Raw genomic sequence first — 12,907 nt, 5'->3', positions numbered from 1 at the left:
AAGAAATCAAGCATGAAAAAAATAGTCCCTGTTTTAGTAATCGCTTTTCTCATTGCGGCATGTCAAAAAGAATACATTCCAAAACCAAGGGGATATTTTCGAATTGAATTTCCTGAGAAGAAATACCAATCAATAAATGAAAAACTACCTTATCAATTTAATATTCCAGTCTACAGCACATTAGTCAATGATGATGAACCAGGGTCAGAAATGTACTGGAGAAATATAATGATTCCATCGAATAACGCAGAAATTCATATCAGTTATAAAAAAGTTGATAGTAACCTATCAACTTATACTGAAGAATCCAGATCACTTGCTTATCAACACAGCATTAAAGCAGATGCAATTGACGAACAGGTATTTGTTAATCCAATAGATAAAGTATTTGGCACCATTTATTTCATTGACGGAAATGCAGCATCCCCAATCCAATTTTATTTAACTGATAGCGTCAATCATTTTTTACGAGGCGCACTTTATATCAATGAAATACCTAACATTGACTCTATTCGTCCGGTAATCAATTTTCTTAGACCGGACATTATCCATTTAATCGAAACCACTCGCTGGAATAATTAATGCCACTTTTAAGAGAAATAGAAATTAACGATGGGTTGCTCTTGCTTTGGCAAATCAGTGAAGATGTTGACGATCTTTTCAGACAGGTTGGCAAAATTGCAGATATCCACGACTTTGAAAAAATAAAAAACCTAAAAAGAAAAAAGGAATGGCTGGCAGTTCGCATGTTACTGAAACACATTGATTGCTCCATAATTGGAATTGCTTACAACGAGAAAAGACAACCTACGATAACACATCCAGATTACAATTACATAAGTATTAGCCATTCCGGAGAAATTGCAGGAATATTAGTTCATAAATCATTTAAGGTTGGACTTGATATTGAAAATCTTAACCGCGATTTTATCAGAGTTGAAAATAAATATCTCAGCCCCCAAGAAAAAGAGCTGACTACTGAGATACAAAATGGTCATGCCTTATTCTGGTGTGCCAAAGAGGCAGTATTCAAAGTTGCGGGAATCGCAGGCATACATTTTGCAAAACAAATTTCCATGGAAAGACCTACAAATAAGACTGTAAGTGCAAAACTTTTTTTGGAAAACACAATAAAAAAATATCAACTTCATTTCTTTGAAATTGATAATCAACTGGTCACTTATCTGATTGATGACCTAAATCAGAACTAATCTGATCCGAAAAAAGAAAACATAAACATTGTAAACTTGTTTTATCTTGATAAAAATATCAAATGAAAAAAAATACTGACCCACATATATTGGTAATTTTTGGTGCATCAGGAGATTTAACCAAAAGAAAACTGGTTCCGGCTTTATTCGAATTATATCGACAAAAGTTACTTCCTGAGCAATTTGCAGTATTAGGAGTGAGCAGAACTGAATTATCAGACGCCGAATTCAGGACTCGAATGACTGATTTTCTTCCTCAGGAAGAAGATAAGTCCAGCCTCATCAATCAGTTCCTTGATAAATTGTTTTATCAATCATTAAGCACCTCAGATGTTTATGAATACCCCATTCTTAAAGATAGACTGGCTTCCATTTCTAAGGCAAACAACATCCCTGAGAATTATATTTTTTACCTTTCCACACCACCGTCACTTTATGAAATTATTCCTGAAAACCTGGCAGGAGTAGATTTAAATAAAACAGATGATGATTTTCGCAGATTGATCGTTGAAAAGCCTTTCGGAATTAATCTGGAATCTGCAAAGGCACTGAATAAAAACCTACTTAATTATTTTAACGAGGATCAAATATATCGTATAGACCACTATTTGGGGAAAGAAAGCGTACAAAACATGCTCGTAACCCGCTTTTCTAATGGGATTTTTGAACCTATCTGGAACCACAATTTTATTCATCATGTTGAGATTACTTCTGCAGAAAGTCTCGGAGTAGAAGGTCGTGGAGGATATTATGAGAATTCCGGAGCCATGCGTGACATGGTACAAAATCACCTAATGCAATTGGTTGGAATGGTGGCAATGGAGCCTCCTGTTGTTGTTGAAGCAGATGCAATTCGAAATGAAGTTTTAAAAGTTTTTCAATCATTGCGTCCAATTAAAAAGGATGAAGTTGAAAATCATGTTATCAGGGGACAATACATTGAATCACACATAAAAGGTGAATTGGTAAAGGGATATCGTCAAGAAAAAGGTGTTAATCCGGAAAGTCGGACAGAAACATTTCTTGCGATGAAGTTTCACATTGATAATTGGCGCTGGAGTGGAGTTCCGTTTTACATTCGGACTGGTAAAAAATTACCAACCCGAGTGACAGAAGTAGTCATTCACTTTAAAAAACCACCGATGCATTTATTTGGCGAAAATCCGGCTTATCGTCACACCAACAACCAATTAGTCATCCGAATTCAACCCGACGAAGGGATTCTCCTAAAATTTGGAATGAAAGTTCCAGGCGCAGGATTTAATGTGCAAACTGTTAATATGGATTTTCATTACGATGATCTGGCAGACGTGCATTTACCTTCAGCTTATGAACGATTGTTACTCGATTGTATGCAAGGTGATGCCACGCTGTATGCACGTGGTGATGCGGTTGAAAAAGCATGGGAATACGTTCAACCAATTTTAGATGCATGGAAAGAACGGCCAGATATTCCGGTCTACGGTTATCCGGCTGGATCATGGGGGCCTGATGTCGCCGATAATTTAGTTGATGGTAGTAGCTGGAGATATCCTTGTAAAAATCTTTCGGACGATGGCAACTATTGCGAATTATAAGTTTTACTTTAACTTTATCAAACAGAATTAAGGTATTATGAATGAATCAAAAGAAGTAAGAATATTTGAAGATCCAGAAAGTGTTGCAGAAGCTTTTGCCCTAGAGTTTTATCATATGATCAGTAGTTCAAGACAGCGTTTTGACATAGCTTTATCTGGAGGAAAAACCCCGAAACTACTTTTTGAAATATTCGCCAGTGAATATTCAAATAAGATACCTTGGGAACGTATTCATTTTTGGTGGGGAGACGAACGCTGCGTACCCCCGACTGATAATGAAAGTAATTATAAAATGACACAAGAAAGCTTACTTTCTAAAATTAATATTGACGAGAGTCAGATACACCGAATAAAAGGAGAACTATCTCCTGATGCTGCAGCAAGTGATTATATTCTGCAAATTCAGTCTCATTTAAATGAAAGGGATAATTGGCCAATATTCGATTTAATTATACTTGGTATGGGCGACGACGGTCATACTGCTTCCATATTTCCGGATCAGATGGAGTTTTTAAAATCTGATAAAATTTGTGAGGTTGCGACACACCCTGAAAGTGGTCAAAAAAGAGTGACCCTCACGGGAAAAGTATTGAATAATGCAAATAGGGTATACTTTTTAGTTACTGGAAAATCAAAAGCCAAGCGCGTATCTGAGATTATGAATAATCTAAAGAAGGCTCAAAAACTTCCGGCTTTTCATGTCGAACCTGCAAAGGGTAAAACAATATTTTTCTTTGACCAAAAGGCTGCTTCGAAAATTAGCTAAGAATTGATTTAATGAATAATCCTTTAAAGTTTTTAATTTCCTTTAATATATTTTCCCAAAGAGTACTTCCCTCCGCCAAAAACTAATACGGTAATAAAGGCAAGCAAATAAAGCAAAGCCAACTCCTTTCGCTGAAATGGATCAGAACCGTGAACCATAAATACAGCAACAGCCATTGTTATAATTAAAGGTAAAGTTGCCAGACGAGTACCTGCACCAACAATGATGAGTACTGAGCAAATCACCTCAGCAAAAACAGCCAATATCAATGAAATTGTTTCCCCGAACCCAAAAGGATCAGCAAATCCTGTATTTCCCTCTAGAAGCTTAAGTAATTTTGGAATTCCATGGGTTAGCATAAAAGTCCCTGCAGATACTCTCAATACTAATAACCACAAATTTTCTATAACTTCGTTTGCTCTGTTTCCTAACAACCTGCTCATACGTTTAAGATTGAATTATTATTTTCTAAAATCGAAAACAAATTTAATTAATATCTAGCTAAAATCTTACTAATGTAAACCAGCAAACATTACAAATGTCACCTTTTACTCATCGCAAATTTAATACCTTTTGCATTGCGAAATAGCCAAATCAAAATTTACTGATCCTACGTAGCTTTGATTGCTTTTTATTCTAATAAAGATTTGAAGGGAATAATATATAATAAATATGGATTAGTATTACCTAAATATAAACAGCCAATAAACAAACTGAAAAGAATGATGTTTTACCTTTATAAAAAAAATTATGAATTAAAGATTAAAAACTAATCGAAAACACCCAATGTTTAATCTACTGAACCAATCGAAAAACGGAATAGCCTTGCGTATACTTGTATACGGATATATTCTTATCCTATTATTGTTTTTATTAATTATCTGCATTGGAAATTTGTATGAAATTCCTGTTGGGAATTTCACCAGAGACCCAGCTGCAATTAATTCTGCAAACCCCTTTGTTGGAATTATTTCAAATATTGGGATTTTACTATGGACAACAACTGCTGCAATTTGCTTCTTTTCGTCAGCAATTATTTGGATCAAGAATAAAAATGAAAAAACGTTATTTTTATTCTTTTCGGGAATTCTATCGTCAATTCTATTGTTTGATGATTTTTTCATGCTTCATGAATTCTTACTCCCCCACTACTTAAACATTTCTGAATTTCCTGTTTTTGCGACGTACGGATTACTAACACTTGTTTATCTTTTCCTATTTAGAAAGAGAATTCTAAATAGGAATTTTCTATATCTGGCATTTGCATTAATTCTATTTGCGTGTTCAATAGTAAGTGATTTGCTACTTCCCAATCATGATATGAATTTTTTAATTGAAGATGGGTTCAAGTTTCTTGGAATATTTACATGGTTATTTTACTTTTCTATTACATCTTACAGCTCTTTACCTTTGGAAAACAGATAATACAACATGTAATTTAGAACTGAAAGCACGCCTCAAATAAAAATCTATGAATCAAAACAATAACAACCCAACAAACGGAATAAACACAAAATGGATTCTTGTACTAGTTTACTCTTTCATCTTAGGATTATTCATTTTTAGCTACTTACTAAGTCGCTTTTTTGATGCTCCATACAGCGATTTCACAAGAGATCCATTAGCTGTGATGAAGACACATCCATTTGTAGGATTTCTATCAAACATTGGAGTTATTATTTGGATCGTAACAGCGACTATTTCTCTTTTTACATCGTACCTTATTGAAAAGGAAAAGCTGCAAAATAGATATTTGTTCCATTTTTTTTCTGGCGCAATTACCTCTATTTTATTGGTAGATGATTTATTTATGATTCACGATCGAATATTCCCAATTTATTTAAAAATCTCAGAAGTACCATTATTCATATTTTATGGAATTTTAATCACTGTCTATTTATATTATTACAGGAAACAAATATTAAAATATGACTATATAATCCTACTTATTGCTTTATTCATGTTTGCATTTTCACTTGGAGTCGATCATTTTGATGTGGAAAGTGAATTCATTCATTTTTTTGAAGATGGCCCAAAACTACTTGGAATTGCAGCCTGGTTTGTGTTTTACCTGTCAGCTTCAATATCTGACTTATCAACAAATTCATTTAAATCCACTACAAACTAGAGAAACTAACAGGCAATACCTGAAGTGACTCAAACTCTAACACCCGAAAAGAATATTTTAACTTGATTTAATGTAATCTCCCCAAAATCTGCTTCAATTTTTTCTCCAAAAACTGATAAACGCTACAGAATTTAGTCACTGGACAATTAGGCTTTTCCAATTCTATTTTAACTAGTAATATTGAGGTGAAAAATTTTGAAATATCGAATCATCACTAAAATATTCAAATCAAAGCTTTATTGTTCAATTCATGCGACATATAAACATGAAATTGCCAGATTTGAATCTATATGTACTATTTTTGAAAACAACTTATGTAATAAACTCAAAATTCGTCCACTAATTAAGAATACAAAAAATCATATGTATGGATTTATTTAAGGCAAGTGAGGTAGTTAAGGATTATTCCGGTCACAGAGCACTTGATGAAGTCAGTATAACAGTTAAAGACCAAAGTGTATTCGGCTTGCTTGGACCTAACGGCGCTGGTAAAACCACCCTCATCAGAATTATTAACCAAATAACGGCACCGGATAAAGGTGAATTACTTTTTGATGGACGAAAGTTCAAATCCAGCGATATTCACCAGATTGGATATCTCCCGGAAGAACGTGGTCTTTACAAAAAAATGAAAGTTGGAGAACAGGCACTTTATCTTGCCCAACTGAAAGGCATGACTAGAAAAGATGCACTGAGAAACCTAAAATACTGGTTTGAAAAGTTTGAAATTCAGCCTTGGTGGAACAAAAAAGTTGAAGAACTCTCAAAAGGAATGCAACAGAAAGTTCAGTTCATTACTACGGTAGTTCATAATCCCAGATTACTAATTTTTGATGAGCCGTTTAGTGGGTTCGATCCAATTAATACGAATTTGCTTAAAAACGAGATTCTTGAACTCAAAGCTAAAGGTGCAACCATCATTTTTTCAACCCACAATATGTCTTCTGTTGAAGAAGTTTGTGACCATATCGCTTTGATAAATCAGTCAAAGAAAATTTTGGATGGCAATATTAACGACATAAAAGAACAATATAAAAGCAATGTATTTGAGGTTGAAACTCCAACTAAAACTGATATTCCAGCTTTATTTTCATCTAATGGTTTTTCCTTGCTTCAACACGAAACACAAGGAAATATTCAACTAGTTAAGTTCCAAAAAACAAGCGATGAAAGCAATAACGAACTGCTAAAAAAACTGATGCAACAAATTGAGGTTCGATCATTTCGAGAACTTATTCCGAGTATGAATGAGGTTTTTATTAAAGTCGTTGAACAAGCCAACAAAAATAATTAAGTCATGAGTAAATCATTATTAATATTAAAGCGAGAATACCTTACTCGCGTCAAAAAGAAATCATTCATCATTTTAACCTTACTGGTTCCTTTTCTTTTTGCGGCCATGACCATTTTGCCTACCTACCTGGCAATGATGGATGATGAACAGGAACGTGTAATTGGCGTGTACGATGCAACCGGAATATTCCTTGGAAGATTGGAAAATGCAGAATATACAAAGTTCCATTTTATGCCGGAGGAGGAATATCAAAAAAATAAAGATGATCTTAAATCAAGTTCATTTTACGCACTATTATATATCCCACCAAATCTACTTTCATCAAATCGGGTTCAATTGATCTCCGACATGCAAGTAACCATTGATATTAAGAACATGGTTGAGAATAAATTGGAATGGATACTCGAAACAGATAAAAAAGAGAAAGTCATTGAAGCATCGGGCATTCCGGATTTGGAAGAAAAACTTGCAGCCACAAAAACCAATCTCAACCTGGAAACGATTAAAATCGGTGAAAAAGGGGAATCAGTTAAGAGTTCTACTGAAATTGCCATGGTGATGGGATATATTGGCGGATTCATTATCTACATGTTTGTATTCATATATGGGGCTATGGTGATGAGAGGTGTTATGGAAGAAAAAACCAGCCGTATTGTGGAGGTTATTATTTCCTCAGTCAGGCCCTTTCAACTACTATTTGGTAAAATCATCGGTATTGGGTTGGTTGGACTCACCCAACTGGTATTTTGGATTGTATTGGGAACAGCAATTGTAACAGGTATCCAAACAGTGGTGGGTGGTAACCATGCAGAAGCAATCAGCCAATCCCAAAGTTTAATGCAGTCTGGAGCAATGGAGCAAGTACAGGCAAACGCAGTAAAGGAAAATGTTACCCTTGAGGTTATTGAAATGATTGGGAATTTAAACCTGCCATTAATATTATTTTCTTTCTTGTTTTACTTTATCGGAGGCTTTATGATGTACGCTTCAATATTTGGAGCGGTGGGTTCGGCTGTAAATCATGATGAAGATGCCCAGCAATTAATGATGCCAGTTATGCTACCCTTGATTTTTTCAATGATCATTTTATTTGCGGTTGTTAAAAACCCGGAAGGTGGCTTGGCATTCTGGACATCAATGATCCCATTGACTTCTCCAATTATCATGATGGTCAGAGTCCCATTTGGCATACCGACCTGGCAGTTATTACTATCAATGAGCATTTTAATTGCTTCAATACTTGGAACAATATGGATGGCTGGAAGAATTTATCGCACTGGAATTTTGATGTATGGCAAGAAAGCGAATTTTAAAGAAATCATTAAATGGTTAAGTTATAGAAACTAATTTCAGACAAAAGAGTGTTATTCTGATTTTTTTTATTTATAATTGTTCCACATAAGTAAAACTCATGAACTATTCCTTCTCATATATGTGTATGTGTAGCTGTTTTAGGACAACACGGGGAAGGTATATGTAAATTGAAATTATTTTATATAATATAAAGCAGAAGCCTTCCCATTTGGAAGGCTTTTTTTATGCTGTAAAATGAACATTTCAAGAGTTTAATTTTTGTGTAAAGGCAACGTTGAAATATTAACCCTTAAAATAAATAAGATGAAATTTAACAACATTTTAGAAACAGTTGGAAATACACCTCTCGTTCGGATAAATAATTTATATCCGGAAGGATACGAGGTGTATGTCAAATTAGAGAAAACAAATCCGGGTGGTAGCATTAAAGACCGTATTGCTCTGTCAATGGTGCAAGACGCAGAAAGTAAGGGAATATTAAAGCCAGGCAGCCTTATTGTTGAGCCAACCTCCGGAAACACTGGAATTGGCTTAGCTTTAGTCGCTGCAGTTAAAGGTTACAAGTTAATTTTGGTAATGCCAGAATCGATGTCAGTTGAGCGTCGTCGAATTTTAACAGCATATGGAGCGGAACTTGAACTTACACCCAAGGAAAAAGGAATGAAGGGCGCCATAGCAAAGGCAGAAGAAATTGCATCTCAACATGAAAATGCATGGATACCTTCTCAGTTTGACAACGAAGCGAACATTAATGCTCACCGCCAAAATACTGCACAGGAAATCTTGAAAGATTTTCCCGAAGGTTTCGACTATTTAATTACTGGTGTTGGAACTGGTGGTCACATTTCCGGGGTAAGTGAAGTTTTGAAACAGCGTTTCCCTGAACTAAAAACTATTGCAGTAGAACCCGAACTCTCCCCTGTTATCAGTGGCGGATCACCTGGACCTCATCCAATTCAAGGAATTGGAGCTGGCTTTATTCCAGAAAACTGTAAAACAGAGTTCTTAGATGGAACAATCCAGGTATCAAAAGACGAAGCTTTTGAATTTGCAAAAAGAGCAGCAAAGGAAGAGGGTCTTTTTGTCGGAATTTCATCTGGAGCTTCTTTGGCGGCAGTTGCTAAAAAGATTAAAGACCTTCCAAAGGGAACAAAAATTTTAACTTTCAGCTACGATACTGGAGAACGTTATTTGTCCATCGAAGGATTATTCTAAAATTTTCAAAGCCATAACAATCAGCCATCTCATTACTAAATGGGGTGGCTTTTTTATGAATTCTGCGTTTGAACTTCGATAGTATACGTTGGTGAAAGTATTAAACTTCCTTTTCCCAGGATTCGAATGAGCACATTCAATATAAACTTTGGAATGTTTAAAATCCTGTTATTTGAGTATCCATATAAAGAATTACTGTGCTCAACATGAAAATGGTTGCTTCGAATTATTTGTTTCAATTTCACTACATCAATTAAATGCTCTTTCCAATTTCCGGTGTAGGGATCGCAAGTATTTGTAGGATGCTTCATTTCGTATTCAATCTCTCCCTGATCCAGGTATATTTGTACAATTTTTAAAATCTCTTCTACCCGCAAACCTCTTGTTCTTTTTGCCAGCATCTCAACGTCCAGAGAAGCCAGCTCAGGAAATTTATTTCCGATAATTAATTTTCTTTCCTTCAAAAATGAAGTTGCAAGATCACTATCCTTCCAGCCTGCGTCTTCGTATAAATCATCGAATTCAGCACGTCGATGCATCGCTTTTATTCTTCTTGAAATTATTGGGTTGTATGGATTTGCGCTCGTCATAAACACCAGTGAAAAATTCCCCTTAACTGATCCAATTAGTTGAAACCATTTCTCCAGATCATAAATATGTTCTAACACATCAAATGAACAAATCAAATCTGGCTGAATTTTATTAATTGATATCTTATTGACAAATTCTTCAATATCTCCCTCGATGAAAAAATTCACATCACAACCTAGTGCTTTGGTAATTACCCTTGAATCTTTTACCGACACGGGATAAATATCGCTATAGATAACCGATCGAAATCCAAGTTCACTTGCCAAACAAGACAATATTCCACATCCACCTCCATAGTCAATAAAAGTACTTTCAGCGATCGGCTTTTCAAGTTTTCTCAAAGCTTTTTGAAGCAATTGAGAATAAGCAGTCATATAAAAATCAAAGTCTTGGATGTACTTATTTAGATAATTTCGGTTATAATCCGAAATCTCCAACAAGTTTGGATCAACTTTCAACAACTTAGTTTTTAAACGACTAATGGCAGAAGTGATTTCTTTTGACATCTTTACATTCAAATTGAATTGGCACATTAAGTTCAGTAGTTTCAAAAGTACATAATTTTATCCCATGCATAGCTCGTACATATCCCTATCTTTGTTTTCTTAATTAAATGAAATTGATGAGACTTGCAGTTATTGATCTTGGCACAAACACATGCAATTTACTAATTGCAGAAATATACAATGACAACTATAACATTGTTTACCAAGGCAAAGTAGGTGTGAAAATTGGTAAAGCTGGCATCCATAAAAAGTTACTGACTGATGAAGCTTTTGAAAGGGCTTATGGTGCTCTCAAAATTCATAAAGAAACCATCGAAAACTATAAAATTGATGAAGTAATAGCAATTGCGACTTCCGCTGTTCGGGATGCTGACAATAAAGAGGAATTCATTAATTATCTGCAAAAAGAGACCGGTATTCAGCTCCAGGTAATTTCAGGCAATAGAGAAGCCCAGCTCATTTTCAAAGGTGTTCAACTAGCTATTGGACCGATAAAAAATGGCAGTTTAATTCTTGATATTGGAGGAGGCAGTAACGAATTTATTCTACCTAATGAAAGTGATATTTTATGGAAGGAAAGTTTTCCACTTGGGATGTCGCGGGTTATTGAAGAATTTCACATTTCTGATCCTATTTCGGCATCTGAAATTAAGGCTCTTGAAGATTATTTCACCGCTGGATTAGCGATTTTATGGAAAACATTAGAAGATAAAAAGATTGATCAACTCATTGGATGCTCTGGTGCATTTGATACCATTGTTGATCTAATTGATCAAACTCCACCTGGAACGAAATCACGCATAAGTCAGAAAGTTTCTATCAATGAATTTCATGCTCTCAGTACCCAAATCATTCATTCAACACAAACCGAAAGGGAAAAAATGATTGGAATGGAACCACTTCGGGTAGAAATGATTGTTCCTGCATTTATTCTCATTAAACTTATTGTCGACAAACTTAGGATTGAGAATATTCTGCAAACTGACTATGCACTTCGTGAAGGGGTTTTATACGAATATATTAATCGCTAATTTTGGTGAACTCAAAAAATAAAAAACACGATATGTCAAAAATATTAGTGATAGACGACGAAAGAAGTATTCGAAATACCCTAAAAGATATTCTGGAATACGAAAAATATGAAGTCGACCTTGCAGAAGATGGAAATAAAGGGATTGAAATGATTCGCAAAAATGAATACGATATTATTCTTTGCGACATTAAAATGCCGGGCATTGATGGAATAGAAGCTTTGGAAAAAATACAGATTTTATCGCCTGACTCGCCAGTTGTAATGATTTCGGGACATGGAAATATTGATACTGCTGTGGAATCAATCAAAAAAGGCGCCTACGATTTCATTGAAAAACCACTTGACTTAAACCGACTTCTAATAACCATTCGGAATGCAATGGACAAATCAAACCTGATTACAGAGACTAAGGTTTTGAAGAAAAAAGTCAGTAAGAAATATGAAATCGTTGGAGATTCACCTGCTATTAGTAAAGTGATTAGCATGGCAGATAAAGTTGCCCCAACCGATGCCCGTGTATTGATTACTGGTGCAAACGGTACGGGGAAAGAGCTAGTTGCCCGAAGATTACACGAACAAAGCAATCGTTCGTCTGGCCCATTCATTGAAGTAAATTGCGCAGCGATCCCATCAGAATTAATTGAAAGTGAACTTTTTGGACATGAAAAAGGCGCATTCACATCAGCAGTAAAACAGCGTAAGGGAAAGTTTGAACAGGCTACTGGTGGCACACTTTTTCTCGATGAAATTGGAGACATGAGCCTTTCTGCTCAGGCTAAAGTTTTACGCGCATTGCAAGAAAATATTATAACCCGTGTTGGTGGAGACAAAGCTATAAAAGTTGATGTTCGAGTGGTAGCTGCTACAAATAAAAATCTTCGAACTGAAATTGAAGAAGGACACTTCCGGGAAGATTTATACCACCGCCTTAGTGTCATTCTGATTGAAGTTCCATCTTTGAATGAACGTCCTGATGACATTCCGTCCCTAGCCTCCCATTTTATGAGCCAGATTTGTGCTGAATATGGAATGCCTGAAAAAAGCATCACCGAAGAAGCTATTGAGCAACTTCAGAAAATGAGATGGACTGGTAATATTCGTGAATTCAGAAATGTAATTGAACGTTTGATCATTCTATGCGACAAGAGTATCACCAGTGATGATGTGGTAAACTTTGCCAGGCCATTAAAATAGTTTTTTGATTATTCTGACAACTGTTACACAACTGTTTTTCAGCACTTGGGAAATACCGTGGCAATTAACGATTTTTTA

13 protein-coding genes are annotated in these 12,907 nt (G+C 35.3%); 10 read left to right on the top strand and 3 right to left on the bottom strand.

What is annotated here, in order from left to right:
* Positions 1-12 precede the first annotated feature (12 nt).
* From gldD to pgl, 4 genes are all read left to right on the top strand, one after another.
* Entirely contained in the window at positions 13-582 is a 570-nt protein-coding gene (gene gldD / locus ACUNWD_RS14175; protein ID WP_445588483.1) for a gliding motility lipoprotein GldD, read from the top strand.
* Positions 582-1,211: a 4'-phosphopantetheinyl transferase family protein gene (locus ACUNWD_RS14170; protein ID WP_445588482.1), complete on the top strand. Its 630-nt coding sequence runs from the start codon at positions 582-584 to the stop codon at positions 1,209-1,211. The genes gldD and ACUNWD_RS14170 overlap by 1 nt, the downstream gene beginning before the upstream one ends.
* 62 nt (positions 1,212-1,273) lie before the next feature.
* Entirely contained in the window at positions 1,274-2,788 is a 1,515-nt protein-coding gene (zwf, locus tag ACUNWD_RS14165) for a glucose-6-phosphate dehydrogenase (RefSeq protein WP_445588481.1), read from the top strand.
* A gap of 37 nt (positions 2,789-2,825) precedes the next feature.
* Positions 2,826-3,554: a 6-phosphogluconolactonase gene (gene pgl, locus ACUNWD_RS14160; RefSeq protein ID WP_445588480.1), complete on the top strand. Its 729-nt coding sequence runs from the start codon at positions 2,826-2,828 to the stop codon at positions 3,552-3,554.
* A 32-nt stretch (positions 3,555-3,586) separates the two neighbouring features.
* Here the strand turns inward: pgl and ACUNWD_RS14155 are convergent, their stop codons facing one another.
* The gene (locus ACUNWD_RS14155) at positions 3,587-3,997 is read right to left on the bottom strand and encodes a DoxX family protein (protein WP_445588479.1); all 411 of its coding nucleotides are present in this window, start codon (positions 3,995-3,997) and stop codon (positions 3,587-3,589) included.
* 312 nt (positions 3,998-4,309) lie between these two features.
* Positions 4,310-4,678 (bottom strand): hypothetical protein, encoded by a 369-nt coding sequence (locus ACUNWD_RS14150; protein ID WP_445588478.1) that lies wholly within the window; start codon positions 4,676-4,678, stop codon positions 4,310-4,312.
* A gap of 347 nt (positions 4,679-5,025) precedes the next feature.
* Between ACUNWD_RS14150 and ACUNWD_RS14145 the strand changes: the two genes are divergently transcribed.
* The 4 genes from ACUNWD_RS14145 (at position 5,026) to cysK (ending at position 9,505) form a co-directional block, all read left to right on the top strand.
* Entirely contained in the window at positions 5,026-5,682 is a 657-nt protein-coding gene (locus tag ACUNWD_RS14145) for a hypothetical protein (protein ID WP_445588477.1), read from the top strand.
* 367 nt (positions 5,683-6,049) lie between these two features.
* Positions 6,050-6,976: an ABC transporter ATP-binding protein gene (locus ACUNWD_RS14140; RefSeq protein ID WP_445588476.1), complete on the top strand. Its 927-nt coding sequence runs from the start codon at positions 6,050-6,052 to the stop codon at positions 6,974-6,976.
* A 3-nt stretch (positions 6,977-6,979) separates the two neighbouring features.
* The gene (locus ACUNWD_RS14135) at positions 6,980-8,323 is read left to right on the top strand and encodes an ABC transporter permease (RefSeq protein ID WP_445588475.1); all 1,344 of its coding nucleotides are present in this window, start codon (positions 6,980-6,982) and stop codon (positions 8,321-8,323) included.
* A gap of 270 nt (positions 8,324-8,593) precedes the next feature.
* The gene (gene cysK / locus ACUNWD_RS14130; protein ID WP_445588474.1) at positions 8,594-9,505 is read left to right on the top strand and encodes a cysteine synthase A; all 912 of its coding nucleotides are present in this window, start codon (positions 8,594-8,596) and stop codon (positions 9,503-9,505) included.
* 53 nt (positions 9,506-9,558) lie between these two features.
* Here the strand turns inward: cysK and ACUNWD_RS14125 are convergent, their stop codons facing one another.
* Positions 9,559-10,602, bottom strand: coding sequence for a class I SAM-dependent methyltransferase (locus ACUNWD_RS14125; protein ID WP_445588473.1), 1,044 nt, complete (start codon positions 10,600-10,602; stop codon positions 9,559-9,561).
* Positions 10,603-10,718: 116 nt separating this feature from the next.
* Between ACUNWD_RS14125 and ACUNWD_RS14120 the strand changes: the two genes are divergently transcribed.
* Both ACUNWD_RS14120 and ACUNWD_RS14115 read left to right on the top strand, forming a co-directional pair.
* Positions 10,719-11,633: a Ppx/GppA phosphatase family protein gene (locus ACUNWD_RS14120; RefSeq protein WP_445588472.1), complete on the top strand. Its 915-nt coding sequence runs from the start codon at positions 10,719-10,721 to the stop codon at positions 11,631-11,633.
* A 32-nt stretch (positions 11,634-11,665) separates the two neighbouring features.
* Complete coding sequence (locus tag ACUNWD_RS14115; RefSeq protein ID WP_445588471.1) at positions 11,666-12,829, top strand: sigma-54-dependent transcriptional regulator; 1,164 nt, start codon at positions 11,666-11,668, stop codon at positions 12,827-12,829.
* Positions 12,830-12,907: the final 78 nt, after the last annotated feature.

Source organism: Sunxiuqinia sp. A32 (assembly GCF_052690465.1).
Note: the sequence above shows the minus strand (reverse complement) of the source record. Positions and strands in the feature narration are given on the sequence as shown.